General features: G+C 60.4%; 23 protein-coding genes. 12 read left to right on the forward strand and 11 right to left on the reverse strand.

Features of this window, described 5'->3' with window-relative positions; translation table 11 throughout:
- Window positions 1-116: 116 nt before the first annotated feature.
- Together SG26_RS18525 and SG26_RS18530 are read left to right on the forward strand one after the other, a co-directional pair.
- Window positions 117-383 (forward strand): hypothetical protein, encoded by a 267-nt coding sequence (locus SG26_RS18525; RefSeq protein ID WP_014031241.1) that lies wholly within the window; start codon window positions 117-119, stop codon window positions 381-383.
- 3 nt (window positions 384-386) lie between these two features.
- Entirely contained in the window at window positions 387-788 is a 402-nt protein-coding gene (locus tag SG26_RS18530; RefSeq protein ID WP_008312181.1) for a PIN domain-containing protein, read from the forward strand.
- A gap of 103 nt (window positions 789-891) precedes the next feature.
- Here the strand turns inward: SG26_RS18530 and SG26_RS18535 are convergent, their stop codons facing one another.
- The gene (locus SG26_RS18535) at window positions 892-1494 is read right to left on the reverse strand and encodes a bifunctional 2-polyprenyl-6-hydroxyphenol methylase/3-demethylubiquinol 3-O-methyltransferase UbiG (protein ID WP_014031240.1); all 603 of its coding nucleotides are present in this window, start codon (window positions 1492-1494) and stop codon (window positions 892-894) included.
- A 134-nt stretch (window positions 1495-1628) separates the two neighbouring features.
- Here SG26_RS18535 and SG26_RS18540 point away from each other — a divergent pair, with 134 nt between their 5' ends.
- The 5 genes from SG26_RS18540 (at window position 1629) to SG26_RS18560 (ending at window position 7535) form a co-directional block, all read left to right on the forward strand.
- Complete coding sequence (locus tag SG26_RS18540; RefSeq protein ID WP_014031239.1) at window positions 1629-2474, forward strand: DUF726 domain-containing protein; 846 nt, start codon at window positions 1629-1631, stop codon at window positions 2472-2474.
- A gap of 106 nt (window positions 2475-2580) precedes the next feature.
- On the forward strand, window positions 2581-2826 hold the full coding sequence (locus SG26_RS18545; RefSeq protein WP_050038431.1) for a hypothetical protein: 246 nt from the start codon (window positions 2581-2583) through the stop codon (window positions 2824-2826).
- A gap of 668 nt (window positions 2827-3494) precedes the next feature.
- A complete protein-coding gene (locus tag SG26_RS18550; protein ID WP_050038432.1) occupies window positions 3495-4205 on the forward strand; it encodes a metallophosphoesterase family protein in 711 nt (236 codons plus the stop codon).
- Window positions 4206-4209: 4 nt separating this feature from the next.
- Window positions 4210-6723 carry a polyphosphate kinase 1 gene (gene ppk1, locus SG26_RS18555; protein ID WP_050038433.1) on the forward strand — a complete coding sequence of 838 codons (2514 nt, stop codon included), beginning with the start codon at window positions 4210-4212 and terminating at the stop codon, window positions 6721-6723.
- A 140-nt stretch (window positions 6724-6863) separates the two neighbouring features.
- On the forward strand, window positions 6864-7535 hold the full coding sequence (locus tag SG26_RS18560; protein WP_050038434.1) for an AIM24 family protein: 672 nt from the start codon (window positions 6864-6866) through the stop codon (window positions 7533-7535).
- Between the two features lie 11 nt (window positions 7536-7546).
- Here the strand turns inward: SG26_RS18560 and SG26_RS18565 are convergent, their stop codons facing one another.
- The 3 genes from SG26_RS18565 to SG26_RS18575 all read right to left on the reverse strand — a co-directional run bounded on the left by SG26_RS18565 (window position 7547) and on the right by SG26_RS18575 (window position 10357).
- Window positions 7547-8215, reverse strand: a complete 669-nt coding sequence (locus tag SG26_RS18565; RefSeq protein WP_175055175.1) for a class I SAM-dependent methyltransferase — start codon at window positions 8213-8215, stop codon at window positions 7547-7549.
- A gap of 73 nt (window positions 8216-8288) precedes the next feature.
- Complete coding sequence (locus SG26_RS18570; RefSeq protein ID WP_014031232.1) at window positions 8289-9758, reverse strand: MATE family efflux transporter; 1470 nt, start codon at window positions 9756-9758, stop codon at window positions 8289-8291.
- Window positions 9758-10357: a TetR/AcrR family transcriptional regulator gene (locus tag SG26_RS18575; protein ID WP_014031231.1), complete on the reverse strand. Its 600-nt coding sequence runs from the start codon at window positions 10355-10357 to the stop codon at window positions 9758-9760. The genes SG26_RS18570 and SG26_RS18575 overlap by 1 nt, the downstream gene beginning before the upstream one ends.
- A 178-nt stretch (window positions 10358-10535) precedes the next feature.
- On the opposite strand from SG26_RS18575, the gene SG26_RS18580 reads away from it, so the two are divergent.
- Window positions 10536-11126, forward strand: coding sequence for a TetR/AcrR family transcriptional regulator (locus SG26_RS18580; RefSeq protein ID WP_008312200.1), 591 nt, complete (start codon window positions 10536-10538; stop codon window positions 11124-11126).
- A gap of 73 nt (window positions 11127-11199) precedes the next feature.
- Here SG26_RS18580 and SG26_RS20845 read toward each other — a convergent pair whose 3' ends face one another.
- The 4 genes from SG26_RS20845 to SG26_RS18595 all read right to left on the reverse strand — a co-directional run bounded on the left by SG26_RS20845 (window position 11200) and on the right by SG26_RS18595 (window position 14250).
- On the reverse strand, window positions 11200-11454 hold the full coding sequence (locus SG26_RS20845) for a hypothetical protein (RefSeq protein WP_225306823.1): 255 nt from the start codon (window positions 11452-11454) through the stop codon (window positions 11200-11202).
- 213 nt (window positions 11455-11667) lie between these two features.
- Entirely contained in the window at window positions 11668-12378 is a 711-nt protein-coding gene (gene ric / locus SG26_RS18585) for an iron-sulfur cluster repair di-iron protein (protein WP_014031229.1), read from the reverse strand.
- Between the two features lie 76 nt (window positions 12379-12454).
- Complete coding sequence (locus SG26_RS18590; protein WP_050038435.1) at window positions 12455-13519, reverse strand: DUF2249 domain-containing protein; 1065 nt, start codon at window positions 13517-13519, stop codon at window positions 12455-12457.
- 263 nt (window positions 13520-13782) lie between these two features.
- Window positions 13783-14250: a metal-dependent transcriptional regulator gene (locus SG26_RS18595; protein WP_014031227.1), complete on the reverse strand. Its 468-nt coding sequence runs from the start codon at window positions 14248-14250 to the stop codon at window positions 13783-13785.
- 128 nt (window positions 14251-14378) lie between these two features.
- Between SG26_RS18595 and SG26_RS18600 the strand changes: the two genes are divergently transcribed.
- On the forward strand, window positions 14379-14873 hold the full coding sequence (locus tag SG26_RS18600) for a hypothetical protein (protein ID WP_079980861.1): 495 nt from the start codon (window positions 14379-14381) through the stop codon (window positions 14871-14873).
- 593 nt (window positions 14874-15466) lie between these two features.
- On the opposite strand, the gene SG26_RS18610 is transcribed toward SG26_RS18600, so the two are convergent.
- Complete coding sequence (locus SG26_RS18610) at window positions 15467-15745, reverse strand: PRC-barrel domain-containing protein (protein ID WP_050006946.1); 279 nt, start codon at window positions 15743-15745, stop codon at window positions 15467-15469.
- A 348-nt stretch (window positions 15746-16093) separates the two neighbouring features.
- Here SG26_RS18610 and SG26_RS18615 point away from each other — a divergent pair, with 348 nt between their 5' ends.
- On the forward strand, window positions 16094-17449 hold the full coding sequence (locus tag SG26_RS18615; RefSeq protein WP_228841600.1) for a BGTF surface domain-containing protein: 1356 nt from the start codon (window positions 16094-16096) through the stop codon (window positions 17447-17449).
- 187 nt (window positions 17450-17636) lie between these two features.
- Here SG26_RS18615 and SG26_RS18620 read toward each other — a convergent pair whose 3' ends face one another.
- Both SG26_RS18620 and SG26_RS18625 read right to left on the reverse strand, forming a co-directional pair.
- A complete protein-coding gene (locus SG26_RS18620; RefSeq protein ID WP_014031224.1) occupies window positions 17637-18254 on the reverse strand; it encodes a helix-turn-helix domain-containing protein in 618 nt (205 codons plus the stop codon).
- Between the two features lie 63 nt (window positions 18255-18317).
- On the reverse strand, window positions 18318-19619 hold the full coding sequence (locus SG26_RS18625; RefSeq protein WP_050038437.1) for a S8 family serine peptidase: 1302 nt from the start codon (window positions 19617-19619) through the stop codon (window positions 18318-18320).
- A gap of 561 nt (window positions 19620-20180) precedes the next feature.
- Here SG26_RS18625 and SG26_RS18630 point away from each other — a divergent pair.
- Both SG26_RS18630 and SG26_RS18635 read left to right on the forward strand, forming a co-directional pair.
- A complete protein-coding gene (locus SG26_RS18630; protein WP_050038438.1) occupies window positions 20181-21032 on the forward strand; it encodes a type II CAAX prenyl endopeptidase Rce1 family protein in 852 nt (283 codons plus the stop codon).
- A 204-nt stretch (window positions 21033-21236) separates the two neighbouring features.
- Window positions 21237-21968, forward strand: a complete 732-nt coding sequence (locus tag SG26_RS18635; RefSeq protein WP_050038439.1) for a creatininase family protein — start codon at window positions 21237-21239, stop codon at window positions 21966-21968.
- Window positions 21969-22189 lie beyond the last annotated feature (221 nt).

The following is a 22189-nucleotide window of genomic DNA, read 5'->3' on the forward strand; positions in this document are numbered from 1 at the left end:
CTCAAGCAGTAAATGAGCTTGAAAATTGGTCGGACTGGACGACTCAATATGGGCGGGAAATCTACTATATTTACGGGAATATTTTTATTCTTTCCCACACTAAGGCTGAATACGTCATGTCGAAGACGACAGACGAACGAGGACGGATCTACCTCCCGAAGGATGTCCGCGACCGGTTCGGTGACCAGTATCGTATCGTTGAACTCCCGAGCCACGTCGCACTCTTCCCAGTTGACGAGGACCCGCTAGAGGGCCTCCGAGCGGCCGTTGGCGATGCTTTTGCAGAGACAGAGGCCGACAAGCTGAAAACTGAATCGCGGAAGGCGATATCACGAGAGGTTCAAGAGGAAGCGAAAGATCGGACACAGGATGGCGAGGCGTAAGTCGTGTACGTTGAAACTGACTTTCTCACCGCACTGTTGAAGGACGACGACTGGCTTCAGGACGCCGCAGTCCGCGCCCTCGAAGAGCACGATGACATACATACCTCGATACTCGCGTACGCCGAGGTTCTGGTGCTGTTCTACGACCGTGAGGCGGCCGAGTACGAGATCGATGCGCCGCGGGCAATTACCAACCTGCTCGAACTGGTTCCAATCGTGCCGGAAGAGCACGAGGACGCGGTTCTAGCCGCCGCAGCGTTCCTCGACGAGTACGATCTCACCCCATTCGATGCACTCCACGCTGGACTCGTCACAACCGGCGAAGAGCGAGTCCTTTCGACCGAGCAGGACTACGACACTGTCGGCCTCGACCGCACATCGTTGGAACCTGCGCCCTCTGAGTGAAGATGGTAGATACGCAGACCGACTGTGCAGCTTGTTCAGTCTACACTGCCTGAAATCAATAGCCTGTGACGAGTTGTCTGACACCCTGTCTCCGTCTGCTACCCTACTCCGAGATGTCCGGATACGACTGCCGACCGCCCTGTGACTTCCTGGCGACCAGTTGGGCGGTGGCTGCGGTCGTCCCGTCCCTCGTTGCAGTGCGCTCGTCGTAGTGCAACACCGTCAGGCCGAGTCCGGCCCTGAGCAGTTCGTTCGAGGCGAACCGGTACCGCTCCCCGGAGGGGCCGCCGTCCACGTCGTCGGTCGTCCGGAGGTGGTGCTGGATGAACAGACAGCCGCCGTCGGCCAGCGCCTCGATGATGTCGGGGAGGCGGTCGACGGGGCGATAGAAGCTAACCGTAATGACGTCGTACGTCGACGCCGGGTATCCGAACGAGTCGAGGTCCGCCTGTATCCACTCGATATCGTCTTCGACGCCCACTTCGCGTGCGTTCTCGCGGGCAATGTGCAGCCCCGCTCGCGATTGGTCGACCGCATCGACGCGGTACCCGGCCGCTGCGACCGGGAGCGCGTTCCGTCCGGTCCCGGTTGCGACGTCAAGCGCCCGACCCGGTGGAAAGGTCGGCAGGTATCGTTCTAACACCGGATGTGGGTCCGGGCGCTGTGGGTACGTGCCCGCTCGGTATCGCTCGTCCCAGGTCGTCATGGCTCCGTCAACCGCCCGCCGAAACATGAAGCCTGCGGGCTGTGACACAGCTCTTGCGTTGCTTCCCGTTTCCGGACGCGACAATCTCAACTGACTTATCGGTACACCTGTGACCTATCCACAAGCTACTAGCCATGGACAGTCAAACGGGTGTGACCAGACGGCGGCTGCTCATCGCTCTCGGAAGCGGACTCGGTCTGCTCGGGGGCGGCGGTGCCTACGTGTACTGGTCGCTACAAGGCGACTCGGGCGGGTACACTGCGCCGGACTCACAGCCGGTCGTCACTACGCGCGGGCTCCTCGACGCGGCGGAGGGGCCAGCCTTCGAGACTGGTGGCATGTGGTCGTTCGACGACGCGTCGGAGGTGTTCCTGTTCGTCCACGGATTCAGTACCGACGCCGAGAGGGCGCGCGACAATGCCTATACGGCGCAGGTAGCACTCGACGGAACACGGCCCACACCGGTTATCGCGTACAGTTGGGATTCCGATGTCGAGTGGGAGCAGGCGAAGGACAACGCCGAGGCGAACAGTACCCACCTCGCTCAGTGGCTGGTCGAGTGGGCCGAAACCGACGGCCGGCCGGTCCATTTGCTCGCGCACTCACTTGGTGGGCGTGTGACCGGTGAGACCCTCCGGGTGCTTGCCGAGCGAGGGGCGACAGACGCGCTTGCCTCGGTGTCACTGCTCGGTGGTGCCATCCCCTACGATAGCGTGGTGCAGGGTGGCCGATACGGCGACGCCATAGCGGCCGTTGACGCACCGGTGTCGAACTTCTACAGCCACAACGATAAGGTCCTTTCGTGGGTGTACCGGGCATCGGATCGGACCCACGCCGTAGGCCACGCTGGCACTCGTGACGCGGGGCCGCTTCCCGACGGCTACCAGGAGGTGAACGTCACTGACCTCGTTGCCGACCACTACTCGTACTTCGAACCGGGCGAGGGGTGTCTGCCGCGTGTCGTTGCCGGGATCGAGTGACGTAGCTCTATTTTCCTGCTGCTAGTAGAACTAAATATGGCGGAAGTGTTGTTCATCCTATGGAAGCCACTGTCAGACCAACGGCTGTTACACGCTGGAGCGAGACATGAGCCTCTTCACTGCTGTTGTCGTCTTTGTGGTGGGACTGCTCTCCGGTATCGTCATCCGATGGGTCGCTGGACTCGCTGCTGCTCTCGCGCTCGTCTTAGTGCTGTTGGGCGCGACCACTCCGGATATCGGCCTCATCACTTTTGTAATGGAACAGTACTATCACGGCAACGAACTGCTGTTTCTCGCCGGATTGCTGTTCGGGCTGGACGCCGAACACACCAGAGATGCTGTCGAGGGGTGACTCACAATCCTCGAACTCGCTGAGCCTGTTGGACTGGCGTTTCGGGGGAAGTGTCCATCAATGACGAGCGCTTGAGTGCGCTGTCACAGTGTTGCTGGTCCAGATAAACCGTGGTTACGCTTCAGGACAGAAAATATACGAATGGCGGATATCGCTGTCATACGTGAGTGACCCCGCGGGCGTTCTGAGTAGCGTTGCAACTGAGTAAAGGTCGCCGGCCGCTCCCGCTGACCAGTCCAGACGCGAGCGTGAACGTGATGCCTGTGGCGGTTTCGTCGACCGAAAAAAACGGCGTCGAGCGCGGTTCCCTGGGCGTACCAGAGTATGCCGCCGAACACCACCGCAGCGACCGGTACCAGCACACTCACGAGACCGAGTATCACGAGCGGCGGGTATCGAAACGGCTGGGGTGACTGATAGCCCGCCGGCGTTGCAGGGCGCAACGTGTCGGCGGGAGTGTAATCGCTTGTCGGCATACCCGTGATTCAGCCGGAGGACTGAAAAATCAGAATGTCACTTCCGCCCTGTTGTAACTGAGAAGCAACCAGTCACCGCCGGTTGGTTCGACAGCAGGCGGCGAGCATATATTCGCTCTCATACAGCTATATAGAACTCATATAAAGCACCTATACCAGATTCACCGATGTTTCACAAACGACCTTACATAGATGGCTTCACCACCGACGTTTCATCCGGACCTCGGCGCACCACACCAGCGAATCCGCGGTCACAGATGGGAGGAAATCTACGTTGTCGGCGACGTCCACGGGTGTCGTCCGACCCTCGAACGCCTCCTGAACCGGTTAGACCCCACCCCGGACGAACTCGTGGTCTTCGTTGGTGACCTCGTCCGAAAAGGTCCGGACAGCGCTGGTGTCGTCGACATGGTCCGGCATACGCCGAACTTCCTCACCGTCCGTGGCAACAACGAGCAGAAACTCATCGACGGCCGCAAATCGATTCCGTCGTTGACCGACGACGACCTCTCGTGGATGGCGTCGCTCCCGGTGGCAATCTCGTGGGACGATTCGCTGGTCGTCCACGGTGGCGTCGACCACCGCAAGTCAATCGCGGAGCACGAACTGACTGAACTGCTGAACATGCGCTCACTTGTTTCGGACGGAAGCTACGACCGCCCGTACTGGTTCGAAACACGCCGTGCTGACCCTCGCATCTTCTTCGGTCACACGGTGCTTTCCGAGCCATTCGAGACACCTACTGCGGTTGGTCTAGACACCGGGTGCGTCTACGGCGGGCAGTTGACGGCGTACCAGTGCTCGACGCAGGAGTTCGTCACGGTGGACCCGGAGACGACCCACGAAGCCCGGTCGTCCGATAGCATCGTCGACCCGGAGCGTGCCCCGCCGACATCAACGTAACCCGATGGACCACGATTCAGAACCCGCCATCCCCGCGTACGAGCCAGCGGATGTCGACCTGACCGACTCGTCGCTGTATCTCAACCGTGAATTGAGTGCGCTCGCGTTCCAGCGGCGCGTGCTCCACGAGGCGCTGGACGAACGGAATCCGCTGTTGGAACGGGTCCGGTTCCTCGCTATCGTCACTCGCAATCTCGACGAGTTCACGATGAAACGCATCGGCGGCCTCAAACAGCAGATAGAAGCCGACGTGACCGAGACGGCCCCAGACGGTCGAACGCCCGAGGAGCAGTTGGCGGCGGTCCACGAGACCCTGCGGCCGATGCTAGCGACGCAGGCCCGCTGTTACCGCGACGCGATTCGTCCCGCGCTTGCTGCGGAAGGTATCGAGATTCTCGACTACGACGACGCTGCTGCCGCGGAACAGTCTGAACTGCGAACCTACTTTGAGGAGTCTGTGTTGCCGACCCTGACACCGCTTTCGTTCGACCCGGCACATCCGTTCCCGTTTATTTCTAATCGGTCGCTCTCGCTCGCTGTTCTCACCCGGCATCCGAACGCCGAGGACCCGACGTTCACCCGAATCAAGATTCCGCCGAACAGGCCGCGGTTGGTCCAACTCGGGGACGATACTCGATACGTACTGCTTGAGGAGGTCATCCGTGCGAACCTCGATCTGCTGCTGCCGAACGTCGAAATCGTCGACACGGCCCTGTTCCGACTGACCCGCAACGCGGAGGTCCGACGTAATCAGGAGATTGCCGAGGACCTCATTGACATGGTCGAAGACGTCCTCGAACAGCGGCGATTCGCGTCGGTCGTCAGAATGGAACTCTCCCCCGACGCCGACTCCCGTATTCGCTCGACGCTCGCGACACAGCTCGGTCTCGACGAGCGCGAGATATACGACCTCCCGGGTCCGCTGGATTACCGGGATTTCGCGGAGTTGACCGACCTTGACCGACCGGACCTCTCGCTGGATGAGTGGACGCCACAGCCACACCCCCGTCTCAACGGTCACCGACAGCAGTCGTTCGGGAGGCCGGATACGACGGACCCGAGTGTCTTCCGGCGCATTCAGGACGGAGACATCTTGCTGCATCACCCGTACCACGACTTCACGGACACCGTCCAGCGGTTTCTCTCAGCAGCAGCCGAAGACCCGGACGTTCTGGCGGTGAAAGCAGCTATCTACCGGACCGCAAGCGACTCACAGATCATCCAGTCGCTGATAACGGCCGCTGAAAACGGGAAACAGGTGGCGGTGATGGTCGAACTGAAGGCCCGCTTCGACGAGCAGAACAACCTCGAATGGGTTCGCAAACTGGAGGAAAACGGTATCCACGTCGCCTACGGAACGGTGGGGTTGAAGACCCATACGAAGACGGCGCTAGTCGTTCGGGAGGAAGACGACGGCGTCGAACTGTACTCCCACATCGGCACGGGGAACTATCACTCCGAGACGGCGAAGGGATACGTCGACCTCGGACTGTTGACCGCCGACCGTGACATCGGCCGCGACCTGACCAAGGTGTTCAATTTCTTCACCGGGCCGTCGCTGGACGAGGAGTTCCGCGAACTCCTCATCGCACCGGTGACCATGCGCAAGGAGTTCACCCGGTGCATCCGTCGGGAAGCACAGCACGCACAGGCCGGTCGGCCTGCCCGTATTGTCGCAAAAATCAACGGACTCGAAGACCCCGGTATCGTCGCCGAACTGTACCGCGCATCGATGGCAGGCGTCGACATCGACCTCATCGTCCGCGATATCTGCCGCCTCCGACCCGGACTGGAAGGCATCAGCGAAAACATCTCGGTGTACTCGCTCGTCGGCCGCTTTCTAGAGCATTCCCGTATCTTCTACTTCGAGAACGGCGCACGGGGCGACCCCGCTACTGAAGACGACTGGGGCGACCCCGAGTACTACATCGGTAGCGCTGACTGGATGACCCGCAACCTCGATTACCGGGTCGAAGCAGTCACACCCGTGACAAGCCCCAAAATCCAGCGCCAACTCCGTTTCACCCTCGACCTCCTCCTCTCGGACAACCGCAAGCTCTGGGAGATGGACAGCGACGGCGAGTACCACCAGCGGTATCCGGACGACGGCGAGCGCGTGATCAGCGCACAGGACATCCTGATGCGAGAAGCGCTAAAAGCCGGTCGCTCTGAGAACCTCATTACAGGTATTCCCGGTGACTATCCGATAGCCGGTGACCTCTGTATCACAGGTGATGGCACTGAACAGCCAACTGAGACAGGTGCCGAGTCGAAACCACTGACTGAATCCGAGGGTGAGTGTACGGCTTCTGATGCCGATACAACTGACGAACCTTTTGAAGTCACGGACGGTGGAAACCCTGACGAAGTTCTGGCCACATACAGCGACCGGTGGTACGTCCCGGACAGCGTCGTGTACAACTACGCTGTTCGAACACCCGATGGAGAGCGGCGCTACCTCAAAACCAAAGCTGGCGTCACTGATCTCCTCGAACGACTGTATAGCGATACGGAATAGCTATTCGGCTATACTATTCCTCAGTTTCTTTTCGGCTCAGTAACTGCGTTGCCCATCAATATGGGACCGCTTCACACAAAATGCGTTTTAATCCTTCACGAGGCCTATGAGCATGGCCTATCGAGTGTCCCGATGTAACTATGGACTTACAGGAATTCGTCCGCTCCAACGCCCCCGCAGACGGTGGCGATGGGTTCCAGAAAGAGAACAACAGGCTACTTGACATCCCACTCGATGGGACTGTGATGGTCAAAGCCGGGTCGATGGTCGCGTACACCGGCGAGGTCACGTTCACTGGCAAATCCTCGGCGGAAGGCGGTATCACGGGCTTCGTCAAGGAGGCCGTGAGCGGCGAAGGGACGCCAGTCATGGAGGCCGAAGGGAGCGGCCACCTCTACGTGGCCGAGAACGGCAAGAAGGTACAGGTGCTGGCCCTCGATGACGGAGAATCGATATCGGTCAACGGCACTGACGTGCTCGCGTTCGAGTCAACTGTCGACTACGAAATCAACACCGTCGGCAGCCTCTCCGGCATGGCCGCCGGTGGCCTGACGAACGTCTTTCTCACCGGTCCCGGTGAAGTCGCGCTGACAACGCACGGCGACCCGCTGGTGATGACGCCGCCGGTCTTCACCGACCCGGATGCGACCGTCGCGTGGAGTTCGAACCTCTCGCCGTCTATCGAGATGAACAAGACGTTTGAAATCGGCCAGACCTCCGGGGAATCGATACAGATGGAGTTTACCGGTGACGACGGCTTTGTCGTCATCCAGCCAAACGAGGAGGAGTCTGTCACGCAGAGTCAGAGCTAATCGCCGCCGAGTTACCGCGTCGAAGACACCGAGCGCTTGCGGAGCCGTCCCCGAACGAACGGCCGGATTGGCGTTATGCCCAGATTGAGTCGCTCGATTTCGACGACGTCGAACGACTGTTCAGCGACGAGCTGCGTCCCCGTCTGTCGGGTGAGGTGGCAACCGCCGGCGAGACGCCTCCAGAGCGGTGCGAGGGCTGACTGTACCCGGGCGCGCCACCCGTCGTCGATGACGTGCTCGAAGAAACGCAGTTCGCCGCCGGGTTTGAGTACGCGGACGATTTCACTTATCGCGGACTCGACCTCTGGAATCGTACAGAAAACCATGGAGGCGATGACGACGTCGAACGTGTCCTCGTCGTACGGGAGAGCTTCCGCCGGTGCCGACTCGATATGAATCGGCGTGGCCTGCGCGTTTGCCTTCTCCTCTGCCTGACGCCGCATATGCGGGTCTGGCTCGATAGCGTGAACCTCCGTCGACGCGTTCGCAACGCTGTTGAAATACGGAAACATCGCGCCGGTTCCAGCGCCGAGGTCCAGCACTGTGCCATCCAGATTCGCCACCAGGTACTCACGATGTGGCCGTAAGAGCGTCCGCTCAACGAGTGCCGTAGCCGGATCGTAGATAGCTGCAAACAGCGGCGACGCGGGCTCCTGACTGGCGTTCGGTTCTGCGGGCATAGCAGCAGTAACGGCGGCTCCCCTGAAAGCATTGGTTCACTCGAAGGGTGTCACACGTGCTCGCACCCTGCTGTCAGTCTCCGTCAGCCGACATCTCGACGCCCGCTTCGTCGATATCGACCTTGGCTTCGGTGAGGTTGCTGTCTCGCCACGTCCCGCGTCGATACCAGCCGTAGGCGATGAGCGCCCCTGCGACGTTCGAGACGGCGAACGACAGCCAGATGCCGGTCTCGCCGAGCGGCACAGCGGCGAACCACGCAATCGGGAAGCGGATGATTCCGAGCATCAGCACGGAGATGGCCGCGGCGGTGAGCGTCTTCCCGGCACCGCGGAAGCTCCCGGTGTAGGCCCGCATGATACCGATGAAGCCGAAGGACAACGCAACGTAACGGAGGAACTGCGTCGTGATTTCGACGACTTCGGGGTCCGTCGTGAACAGGTCGGCTATCGGTGCGGCGGTGAACCAGACGAGGACCCCAGCAAGGGTGAGCACGCCGAAAAGCACCGTCGCCGCGAGGCCGGCCGCTTTCGCTGCCCGGTCCGGTTTGTCGGCCCCCATGTTCTGGCCGGTCATCGTCTCGACACCGCGAGCGACCGCGATAGCCGGCAGGAAGACGACCGAGAACACGCGCGTTCCGATGCCGTAGGCGGCGACGACCGTGTCCGGGAACATCGCGACGATGACCAACAGCAGGTTCATCGACAGCGCACGCCCCGTCCCCTCGACGGAGGCGGGTAGGCCAATGCGAACGAGACGGCGGAGATACGAGAGGTCCGGTGCCATATCGCGGAGGTGAATCTGGACGCCGCGGTTCCCTCGGAACATAATTGCCAGCCCGACGACCAGCGCCAGCGCCCGGGAAAAGACGGTTGCGATGGCGGCCCCTTCGATGCCGAGTTCGGGGAACGAGACAGTTCCCACGAGCGGCGCGTTCTCGACGACCGTCCAGCCGAAGATCAGGAACGGGTCGATGATGATGTTGAGCACAACTGAGCCGAACATGACGAGCATCGGCGTTATCGTGTCGCCGTAGCCCCGCATGAGCGCGACGAAGACGAAGAAGCCGAACATGAACAGCAGGCCGAGTGAGATGACCTCCATGTAACTAGTCGCCATGGGGAGGACGTCTTCGGACGCGCCCATCAGGCTCAGAAACGTATCGACGCCGAGATAGCCCGCGATGCCGAGAACGAACGAGACGATGACGGCGAACGTGACCGTCTGTGAGGCGGCGTACTCGGCGTCGCGCTCCTCGCCCGCGCCGGTAAACTGCGCGACGAGGACGCTGCCGGCGACGGATATCCCCATCCCGAGCGAGATGAGGAGGAACACCATCGGGAACGCGAAGCTGATTGCAGCCAGCGCGTCCGTGCTGTACTGGCCGAGCCAGAACGTGTCCGCGAGGTTGTACGCGGTCTGGAAGAGATTCGTGATGACGATCGGCATCGAGAGGAAAAACAGCGGCTTCCCGATGCCACCCGACGTGAGGTCGAACTCCTCGGGCCCCTTGAACAGCGCACTAACGCGACTTCGAATCCCCATCAGCGGGTCGCCTCCGCTGGCGTGTCCGTCAGGAGATGGGTCTCAGCGTATCGCGTAATCGTCTCTTTGAATCTGTCTATCGAACGGTCTGTGGCGACGTGTCGGGTATGGGCACCTGTAATCGCCGTCACGAGAAACTCCGCTGCGACGGCCGGCTCGACCCTGCTATCGAACTCCCCGGTTTCGACGCCGGCCGCGATGATTTCCCGCAGCCGGTCGAAGAGCACGGCATCGAACCTGGCCAGTTGTGTCCGGAAGGCGTCGTTGTACGGGGCCTGTGCCTTTATTTCGAGTATCGCCGTTCTGAACTCCTGACCGGGCGTCTGTCGCCCATCAGTGAGAACGGTGTCCAACAGCGAATCGAGTTCTTCCCGCGGTGTACTCCCGTCGACGCCCGTTATTTTTGCAGTGTATCGTTCGTACAAGAAGTCCAGAAACTCGGTAAAGAGGTTCTCTTTGCTGTCGTAGTAGTAGTGAATAGACGCTTTGCTCCGGTCTGCCTCGGCAGCGATGTCTTTGACCGTGAGCGCGGCGTACCCGTGCTGGCAGAGGGCGCGGTACGTCGCGTCGAGAATTTCGGTAGCTGTATCGTCATCCATGGCGGCTGTGACGGAACTTACTAACTAGTTAGTCAAAAACGCTTTGAAGTCCACAAAGTGATCCACCGACAATTATTACGTCTATTCTGGCGGATAATGACTTACTAACTAATAATTTATGCACTCAATGTCACGTGGGTCACAACGGTTATCCAACCGTGGGTGAAACCGTTACTCAATGGCTGGACCATCGGACCGCACCTTCTCGGACCAGACCGAGGAGATAATGCAGGCGACTTACCGGGCGCTGCGCGAGCACGGGTACGCCGATCTCACCATAAAACGGATCGCGGATGAGTACGGCAAATCGACGGCTGCAGTGCATTACTACTACGACACGAAAGACGACCTTCTTGCGGCCTTTCTCGATTATCTGCTGGAGCGGTTCGTCGATTCGATTCACGACGTCGAAACGACGGACCCCGAAGCCAGACTGGAAATCTTGCTCGATGAACTGCTCGTCAAACCCCAGGAAAACCCCGATCTCTCGGTCGCCCTGTTAGAGATGCGGAGTCAAGCACCGTACAAGGAGGCGTTCAGCGACCGGTTCCGACAGAACGACGAGTACATTCGGTACATGCTCAAGGCGGTCATCAATCACGGGATCGACGAGGGTGTGTTCAGCGACGTTGACGCGGATCACGTTACCCGTTCGCTGCTGACGATCATCGACGGTGCCCGGACCCGCGCCGTGATGCTGGATGACACCGAGGAACTCGAAACAGCCCGACAGACGGCAAGTGAGTACGCCGACGCGATGTTACGGTAACCAGCCACCTTGTACCGCCACCGCTCAGCCGCCGTGTGTCTGCATCACAGAGTCCTGACGACACCGGCTATCGTTACCTTGAAGCCTCGGTTCCACAGACGTCACAGCCTATCGACCAGAGGGCGATTAGCGCGATAACGGCCGGCACATGCGCGAGGACTAGCAACGGAACGACGAGTCGACCGAGGCCGAGGGAACTGCCCAGGGTGCGGACACCAGTTCCGAATATCGGGAGCGAGAGCAACGCTCCGAGTGTTATCACGCCTCGTATGGACAGCGACTGTTCGTCGATGACGTGACGGAGATGCCGAATATGGTCACGTATCACGAACACTGCACCTCCTCTGTGACGGCTGAGGGCGGGTTCTGGGCTGTGTCTGTCCTCCATTTTTAGGCTTACCTAAACACATTCAGGCCCGACTGCGACCAGGTACACGAAAATGCTTTGTACGAACGTGTTCGACACCTCGGAATGATTAGTTGACAAATCCTGGGTGGAGATGAGCAGGACTCTAAAGGCTGCCAATCGGCCTTTTGACCGTCAGACTTGGCCCGCAAGCCGTGATTCGACCTGCGGGAACAGGACGTTGTTCTCCTTGTGGACGTGCATATGTGTGTCCTGTTCCAGTGTTTCGAGTCGTTCGAGCAGGCTCTGATAGCTCGGACAGGCGTCGTCCGGAACCGCGTACCCGTCGCTCAGCTCTGCGATCCGTTCGAGGTGCTCGGCCGTCGCTTCGTGGTCCGATTCGAGGTCCGCGAGCGCCTCGTCCAGACGCGCTCTTTCCTTGCCTGTGAGTTCGTCTCCGCTGTCGAGCTTCTCGATGACGGGGAACACGTCCTGTTCCTCCTCTGTCGTGTGCTGACGCATCTCCTCGGCCAGTTCGAGGACTTCCCGCTCGATGTCCGCCAGCTCTGGATGCTCTTCCGCGTGGACGCTCCGAACTTTCTCAGCGAGTTGTTCCAGGGCTGGCAGCTCCTCGCGGAGGTACTGATGGTGGCTGTCGACGACGTGTTCGATGAGGGCAGTCATCGATTCCCATTCGTCCCCGCGCTCCTCCCTTTTTCGACGCGCCTCGTCCAGTTGCTCCCGGACGGCATCGAGATCGAGGTCCGCTTCGGTACAGGCTGTCCGGAGCATCTGGTCACCGCCACAGCAGAAATCGAGCCCGACTGCTTCGAAGACGCGAGCGAACGCCGGGTTCTCTCTGACGAGTGCGCCGAGCGGTCGGTCCGGATCGATTGGTTCAGTCATTGGTAGCTGTTACTTGCGTTCGTTGTAGGGAGCGCTCTGTTCCCCTGTTCTCGGCGTTTGGGTCCGTAGTCCATGGTCAGAACGGGACCTCCGTCTCTTCGTCGGCTGACTCGTCGACGGTCGTCTCGGCCTTTCCGATCAGGACTCTGAACTCACCGGGGTCCTGCTGGCGGTAGGTCCAGCGGAACTCCGGGCCCGCCTCGGCCTCGAACTGGTGGTACAGCGGCTTGGGGTCGTGGTCGTTCACCAGCACGAATCCGCTCCCGGTGTCCAGTTCGGCGTACGCCTCGAAGATCTGCTCGTGTCGCTGTGCCGGCGGGAGATCTCTGACATCGAGTTCGTCGGTAATCTCGACTGACTCGTCGTCAGATGGGGCTTCCGACACGTCATCTGCAGCGGTATCCGATTCACCGGACTCCCCTGTACTCTCAGTTTTCGTGATCTGGACGCGGCAGCGGCCGGGCTCAGATTCGACGACCTCCCAGGCGAACGCGTCGCCGTACCGCTGTCTGAACTCCCGTTGCAGGGGCCGCGGCTCGTGTGGGGCGATGAGTTCCATCGTCCCGCCCTCGGGTATCATTCCGTATCGGTGATGGATCGTCGGATGCCGCTCCTGTTTGGGGATTTCGCGGACGTCGTACCGCGTAACGATGTCTTCACCGGTGGTCTCGGAATCGCTGGTCTTGACGATCTCGACCCGCCATTCACCGCCGCCCTGACTCGCGTAGTCCCACTCGATTACCTCCCCATGCATCGATTTGAGCTCGTGATACAGCGGCTTGGGGTCGTGGTCGTTGACGAGGACGAACCCGTCACCCGCCGCCAGACCGTCGAAGATATCCAGAAGCGCCTCGTGTCGTCGTTGTGGCTTCAGGTCACGGACGTCGATTGTGGGGTGCGACTCGTCCCCGAGCGGTTCGCCGACGGTCACCTGCAGCTCTCGCGGCTCTGCGTCGGGATGTGCGTATTCCCACTCCAGCGACCGGCCTTGTTCCAGCTGGTAGCGCACCAGCTGGGGGTCGATATCCCTGTCGGCCACGACTTCGATGGTATCACCGATCTCGGCTCCCGACAGTACGTCGAAGAGCTGTTCACGGCGTTGTCTTTCCGACTGGTCTCGCAACTGAATCTCTCTTGGCATCTCTATACTGGATGGTACACAAGTGGACTGATGTCACCTGTCCCGAAGGGGTTCGGCAGCATCCCGATCGCTCCACCGATTGCACGGTGCCCAGTCAGGGTATCCCGTCACTGTCGTACCCATTTCGAGACTGAGAACGGGCCGCGGATCCGCTCGCTAATACGTTCGCCGTCACGGTCTTCCGCTGACTTGTTTGACGACGTGGAACGGGCGGTTCCGAATCGGCGAGGGATTCGATAGCGGGTGCTGACACCACTCCCCGTCTATGGAACGCACTGCTCGCCGTCGCCGCCTGCCTCTGGACAGTGGCCCAGACAGGCTCCACCCACATGACTTCGGAGACGAAACACACCGTTTTTCGGGAGGAGGAAGCCGATATCGAACGCCGTCTGTTCGTCGAGGGTCGTATCTAACACCGATTCGAAGAAGGTGGAAACGACGCAGAAACGCCACCCAACCTCCGTCACGAGAGCGTCCCCGCGATCCGTGAGCGTCACTCCCTGATATTTTTCGTAGTCCACCAGTCCCCGCTCGTCGAGTTTCGACACCATCTCCGTGACGCTGGCCGGGGTCACGTTCAAGAACTCCTGCAGTTCCCCGGTCGAAACCCGCTCTGTGGGAGATTCCGAGAGGACAGAGACGGCGAAGAGATATCGGCCTGCGCTCCGCTCGATATCGGAAACCGACGGCGTGAGCGACGAAGCGGACCCTGTTTGCGATTCTGAGGACATATCTCTTGGTCTCTCAGCTATTGCGGAAAGTGTAGTCCCGAACCCCTTCGCTCTGTCTCGGGTACGAAATCGACCGAACATCTCCGGCCCCAGGGTTTTGATTAGGTGTGCCTAAAACTGGGTTGCTCATGGGTACGGGAGAAGGTGAAAACGGGGCGATCTCGTTGCTCGGTATCAGACGTATTGCTGACGGCTCGCCGACTCGCCGGGCGGTGTCGGTTCGGTCCACGCTGCTCCTCGCCAGCCTCGTTTCGCTTACTGGATTCGCTTGGGTGGAAACGGGGACGACACTCGTGGACTGGGGGGTCCGGCTCGCTCACGTCGGCGCGTTCTCGCTGTGGTTCGGCGGCGCGATGTGGCACAACTTCGTCGTCTTGCCGACAGTACGGTCCCGACCCGACGCCGGTGAGGCGCTGAAACCACAGGCACACGCGTTCCGCCGCCACCTCCCCGTCGTTATCTCGGTCGTATTCGTGACCGGCGTCTACCAGACTGCCGGCCTCATCGGGTTGTCCGCTCTAGCGCTGCTCGCTTCACCGATTGGGCACCTTGTCGCTGTCAAACTGCTCGTCCTCGCCGTCTTGACCGCAATGGTTGCCGCCAGCTTCAAGCGAAACGGGTAGTCGGCTTTACGGACCGCCACCACGGCCGAGTCGGCATCTCGCGCCGACTGTCTTCGGGTCACGAGGTCCGTTCGCCGGTAATCGTCCACAGCGTACTCTGTATCGATTTGCCCACAAAGTACCCGATAAGACCCCATAGAACGCTACTTTCGACGCCCTGCAACACGGCTCCGACACCAGCACAGAGGACACCGAGGACAACGCCGGGATAGTTCTGTGTAGGCGATAGTACTTCCATAGACCCTTTCAGCTATTTGTAAAAAAGAGCATTTGTCCGAACCTGTTCGTGTCTGCATTGACAGACCGCTACCGAATTATAGTAACAATTGAAACGATTTCCAACGGCTACTATAGCTGTGGCTGGTCGGGGATACCCTCTTGATGGTGATTCGGGTCCCGCCGACTGGGGCGGAGCCCTCGTATTGTCGACTGACGCCGACGGAAGCACGCTTTTGAACTACAGAACGGGCGTTCTAAACTCGCAAAATGCACCTTGTAACCGTCGCCGCTCGTCCCCATCAGCCAGCGACAATCGGATACACTCAACTACCAACCGCATTCGTTTCGGCCCGTTTGAACAGCCGACGGGTCGCCTACGAGTCCACAGTATCGCCGCCGCCGACACTTTGTTCTGTCGGCGGCTGAATGGTCAGGTGATCCCGCTTCGATTCGATGAGGGACGCCGGCAATCGAATGTCGCCGTCGGAATCCCGCTCAACGCCGAATATCTCCTGCACTTCGCTGTTGATGACAATTGTCTGAAGTTCTCCCGTAGCTGTATCGAGCGTAATGTTTTGCAGTGTGCCGACTTCGCGGCCATCGGTACTCACGACCCGGACGTTGGAGAGCTGGTTTGCGAGGACCGTTCGCATACTAGTCACTCATCCCGAAATTACCATAAAAATACTGATCTCCCCCAACTTCCCACGCCCTGTCGTCTCTTATTGCAAAACGACTGAATATGTTGATGGCATGAACATCGCCGACGCCGAAACGGCATAACAGAGATGACCGTTTGCAGCAGAGCGCCCTCGCCGGCCCTCCAAGCTGATTAGTACTGCCGAGTTCAACGTGGTTTTAAGCTATCGCAGACGGTTTTTCAGTCCCACCGTAACTGCTAATCGTATGCCAGTGAATTGCCCTCCATCTGCAGTCCAGTACTGTCTGCAGTATCGCCCGCAAATATACGCACAGTTGCCCGCTCTGCGGGAGGTGGTTCTGTGAGGGTTCGGTCGGTGGCGCTGGCCGCGGTGCTTATCGCCGCAACGGCGACGGCTCCGGGGCTGGCCGCTGCGGAGCAGCAGGCCACGGTCTCAGAGGACAGTTTTCCACTGCACTCAGACGAACAGCAGGTGATCACCGGGGAGACCACGCTGGAATCCGGGACGGAGATGACGGTCAGAATCCAGTCAGCTGATGCGTCGAACCCATTCCTTCAGCAAAGACAGGTCAGCGTGCAGCCCAATGGGACGTTCGTCGCCCAGTTCGACATGTCCGCGGTGCCGGCGAACACGTCCTACGAACTATCCGCTCATGTCGACGGTGACACGCTGTTTGAACGTACTGGAACCGTCGCTGAGTGCGACAGCAACTGTACTGACCCAGTACCGGATATCCAGACTCCGACAGAGACTGACGAGGACGAAAACGTCGTCACGGTCTCTCAGGGAGAAACCGCTGAAATTCCGGTCTCGATGACTGATGGCGGGAACAAAACGCTCTCCGTCGGCAGCGAGGCAGTCAATTATCAGATCAACGCGACTGTCAGCGACGACGACGAGGACGGTGAGGTGCTGGTCCTCTTCGACACCGCGGCTGCCGGCACCGACGCGGAGACCCTCAGTGTCGCGGACGACGGCGACTCGCTCACCGTGACTGCGACAGAGCCGGAACTCCCGTCGACGCTTGCCCCCGCCGCGTACACCTACCGCGTGTTCGACGGCACGACCGACGATTCGCCGACTGTCGGGACGCTCGTTATCGAAGCAAACGAGACGGCAAACGAGGAGTTCGAGGTCGAGGAGACTGCCGAATTCGGCTTCGAGGAGTCGGTGACCCGGGCTCAACAGGGCGACACTGGCCGGATTCCAATCGTCCTCGCAACCGCTGATGCGGCCACTGTCTCTATCGGGAGCCCGGCCACCAACTACGAGATCAATTCGACCGTCCGCGACGGGAACGGCGATGATCGTGTCGTCCTCCTGTTCGACACCACGGCGGCCGGCCACGACGAACCCACCCTCGAAACCGCGGCGGACGCCGACGCCGTCGCAGTCGAGTCCGGTTCGGAGGTCGCCCTCGATTCGCAACTCGCCGCGGCGAGCTATGAATTGTCGCTGTTTCGCGGGACAGAGGCGGCCGACGAACCCGATGCGGTCGGCACGCTACTGATCACTGATGGCACCAACTCGTCTGCGGATGCGTCCTCCGACGGCGTCGATTCAGTTACCGGCGAAACGCCGGCCCCAGGGCAGTCACAGGACGGTGATTTCGGAATCGGTACCGGCGCTCTCGCCGTCGGTGGCATCCTCGCCATCGCTGGTGTGGGGATCTGCCTGCGGTCTCTTATGAACTGACGCTTCGCCTGACGTCCGCAGGCCGCTTTTCGAAGCAGCATCGGGGCACAGCGAGTTGGCTTTTCTATCAGGGTGATCGTCCCTATTGACCAAACTATACCGTCATCGTTGGGGCTAGATCAGTGAGCGATGCTTTCCTGCCCGTAGATCGCCGCAGCGGAAGTATCGGCTCGGCGGCGGAACTCGCTCAGGCTTGCCCGTCAACCAGTAGGGCGGCTATACCGAGCACCGTGAGACAGAGGCAGAAAAACAGCAGGCCCGGTTCGATGACCTCGAAAACGAATCTAGCGACAGCGTTCGTCCCACTGACCGGCCCTGCGTTCGGACTCGCCGGAGCCAAAACCCCGTCGCCTGCGGTCGCGGTCGCCAGTTTCTCCGCGCCCCATTGGACGAAGAGGCTCGCGAAGCCGATGAGTCCCAGCCCAGTGACGACATCAGCCATCGACTGCTGGAGACGCGGCTCCAGGTCGCGGTCGCCGACGAGCACAATCGGATCGCTTGCGGGACCGTACACGGTCATCTCGTTACCCTTCGAGGAGTAGACCGTCTCAACCGGTTCGATGAGCTCTGCGTCTTCGAGATTCGAGACGTGGTAGTGGACGTTCTGGACCGACGTGTCACACCGGTCCGCTATCTCGGACGGCGTTCCAGGCTCGTCGTACAGCGTGCGGAACAGCGACCGGCTGGTGTCCGATGCGAGCGCGTCGAGAACGTCGTCGGTTTCGTTCTCCGCAACACCGAGTACCCGCGGTGATTCGTCTGCTGTCCCGGTCCGCTCCTGTAACGTTTCGATAGGGCTCGACATGGGTCACTGTCGGATATATGATACGGCACTCTTCAAAGGTCTGTGGCTGGGTTAAAACGAGTTTTAACCATCAGTACGATTCTGTGCAGCCCGGACCGCGCGGACTGGCTCGACCGCCCCGTGGCCGGTTCCGTTGTCGAGTCCCGGTCGTCCCACGTCTCTCGTGGTCCGTTCCAGCAGGTGTTCGGTTTCGCGGGGGGACAGCGACTCGTTTGCATCCAGCAGCAAGGCTGCGGTGCCACCGACGTAGGGGACTGCGGCCGAAGAGCCGACGAAGCCGTCAGGTGCTGCGGCGGCGAACTGTCTATCCGGGGCCACGACGTCGACGCCGACCCGGTTATCGACTGTCGGGCCTCGTGAACTGAACGGTTCGAGCTGGTCGATACGGCTGTTGTACGCCCCGACAGTGATGGCTTTCCGGGCCGTGCCCGGAGCCACAATGCTGTTCCGAGTCGTCGTGTGCTGGAGGTCGTGCGTCGGTGACACGAGCCGGAGCCGCGCGCCAGTCGGCGATGCTGGCCCTCGAACGACGAGATAGTAGTCGCCAGGTCTGACGTCGGCAACGATACGCTCGTTTGGTACATCGTCACCGCGGTAGGGCTGTGAGCGGGCGACGAGACGGGAGTCGGTTCCGTTCGTCCGGTACAGTTCGACTGTGTACTCCTCGTCTGCGTGGCCCCGGTCCCACGAGAGCCAGACCGTGATTTCGGTCCCGCCTCGAACGTAATTCTCCCGACTCCCGTTGGTAAACGTGACCGTCCGATTCTTTACGTCCTCGGACGTGTACTGCCCCGACCAGTGGGATTGCGCGAGATTACCGGCTGGGGCGATGAACACTGACCCACTCTCCGTCGCTCGCGTCGCACTCCGGGCGACCGGTCCGGTTCCATCGCCTGGCTGCCCGTAGAACGAAACGGGCGCGACAATCACGTCGACATCCGCTTGAACGAGCCAGTTGACTGCCTGTCGGTAACTGTCGACGCTATCGACCCGGGCGAGATAGAGGTCGGCGTCCGGTGCGGTCCGCGACACGACGGCGGCCGTCGCGGTTCCGTGTGCCTCCCGTGTGTCGTCTACGGACCCACCGCCGAAGCTCCGTGTTTCGGTGACCTGTCCGGCAATCGTTTCTGACTCCGTATCGAATCCGGTCGGATCGACGATGCCGACCGAGACGTTCGAACCTGTGACCCCGGCCATGTGGAGACGTGCGAACCGGCCGGCTGCTCCGTCCGACACCGATACTGATGCGGCATCGGCCCTGTCCGGGCGGGAGTCTGTTGGCCCTGTCACTGCGAGCATTGCGATGCTACCAGTGAGTGATACGATTGCGACGACGGCCAGTAGCAGCACAGTCCGATCACGCACTGCTGACCACCTGCCGCGATACGCCCGTCGGTATGTGGGGAGCCAGTCTCTCAGCGAGCACTGCCCGGGAATCGAGTGCCGTACCGAGATGTCCGGCTACTCGGTGATACATATCGCAGAACACGTCGCCTGTGAAAACCGACGCACGTACATTCACATAGCAACAGTATAACCGGCATACACGTCGTTTCATGGTTACTTTCGGTCTGTGGTGTGGGTCTCAACTGTAGTACCAACGCACTGTTAATTGAGCAGTCGACAACGGGGAGGGCGGGGTGTGCCCGTTGCCGTGTGGACACCCGGACTGGGATGGATTCCGATTCGTGGAAACCGGCGGCATACGGGGAGGGCGCTGGCAGCCGGGAACCGTCTCAGGCGGTCGCCGGCGTTTGCCCCGTCGGTCGGGAGCATACTAAAGCTACCAGAGACTAAAAACTGGTTTTAAACGTCGAGAGCTGTGGGTTGTGGCCGATTCACACACCTTGGTACTCGTCGTCGACGGATTTGCACCGGACTGCGAGATGGAAGATAATTTTGGGTCGGCCATCGGATTCCGACTGGATGTTGTGCCCTGATATTGGCCTGCCGAGATTCAGCAGCGGGCCGTTGGTTCCCGTTGTAGCGTACCTCCTGGTAATTGTCGTCCTCTCCGGACTGGTGATCATCTCCCCCGGCGCATCGCCGCCGCCCGTCTTGGGAATGCTCTGGGGTGTCTTCCTCGTCGCACTCACCGTTGGTGCGCTCAGAATTGAGACCGTCTCACCGCGCTCTCTGCTCCCGCCTGTTCGCACACTGATACCCGTGATCGGGGTGGTCATCGCGTTCTGGGGACTGTACAACCTTGTTGCGGTCGCCCTCGCGGTGGGTGGGATCTCCGGGTTCGACGCCTCGCTGTCGAGAACCGCTGCCCACCCGCTGCTGTATCTCGCGGCGCTTTTCAGTTCGCTTCTGTTCACTGCGATCCCGGAAGAACTCCTCTTTCGCACGTACCTGCAGGAGAAATTCACGAGGCTGGCCGGCGGGACGACTCGGCGTGCGGTGCTGGCTGGTATCGGCCTCGTCGCAGTCCTATTTGCCCTGTTTCATCTCCCGCGGTGGTTTCTCGCATCGGGGCACGGCGTCGGTTCCATGCTGGCAGCCAGACTCCTCGGACTGACGCTCATGGGACTCGCTTACGGGAGCGTATACGCACTGACGGGCAACCTCTGGCTCGTCGCCCTGTTCCATGCATCGATGAATCAGCCGCCGGTTGTCGTATCGGTGCACATCCCGACCGAGCTACATCTGGTAGCGAGTGTGATCGAGTATGCCGCCATCGTCTCGCTTGTCTCCCTCACTTTTCGGGTGGTAGAACCTGCCAGGACACCGCTGATCTGGTCACGGCGGAACAACCCTGCCTCGACCGGGGACTGATACTGCCGGCTGTACGTCTGTGAAGAATCTCGCCACCTCGGGGTGGCGAATCTCTTGAAATAGTTACAGCCGGCAGTATGAGCAGTCGCTCCGCAGTTGAGGTGTGGTCCGGGTCGTACGTGTTCCACTTTGTGTAGATGGCCACCAACCGTAACAGGCGGAGAGAGACTGGGCTTTATTTCCGCTTCGTACAGAGACGTGACCATGGATCTACAGACGGAAACCTGGACTGACATGGCGGCTGTCGAGACGAGCCTGGCGCTGCTTCCCGTCGGGAGCACGGAGCAACACGGGCCACACGCGCCGCTCGGGACGGACACGCTCGACGCCGAGGCGGTCGCCGAACGCGGTGCCGAGCGGTACGACGACCCCGTCGTTGTCGCTCCGGCAGTCCCTGTCGGCGTCGCCGAGGAGCATCGGGCGTTCACCGGCACGCTGTGGACCTCCGAGTCGACGTTTCGGTCGTACGTCCGGGACATCGTCCGGAGCCTCGCGAGCCACGGCTGGGACCATGTGGTGCTGGTCAACGGCCACGGCGGCAACATCGACGCGTTGCGGGAAGTGTCCGGCAAGATAACCCGCCACGACGAGGCCTTCGCCGTCCCGTTCACATGGTTCAACGCGGTCGGCGACCACAGCACCGATATGGGCCACGGTGGGCCGCTGGAAACCTCGCTCCTCCAGCACACGAATCCAGAGACCGTCCACGAGGACCGACTGGACGAGGCCGCAGACGGCGGCAGCGACGGCTGGGGGGAGTGGCAAAGCGGCGTCAATCTCGCGTTCGATACAGACGAATTTACCGAGAACGGAGTCGTCGGCGACCCACGCGAAGGGAGCGCCGAACGCGGGGAAGCGTTGCTAGAACTGGCCGCCGAGTCTCTCGTCGGCCTCCTCGGTGAAGTTGCTGAACGACCGGCTGGGCCGCGTGAGTGAGGGCTGAGTCGAAAGCAGATGCCCCATCTCGAAAAACCATCATCTGACGATTTGCGACGTGATTTACATCTATATCTCGGCAAAACCGTCTATTATGGCGTTAATATGGACAGATAAGTGGACAAAGTAACAATATATGGTACAAACGCACTAAATATATTTGTATATTTGGGGCATAATCAATCTTGTTGCGGGAGAAATACTGATTCTACGTACTATCT

It is taken from the genome of Haloarcula sp. CBA1115 (assembly GCF_000827835.1).
GTDB lineage: Archaea > Halobacteriota > Halobacteria > Halobacteriales > Haloarculaceae > Haloarcula > Haloarcula hispanica.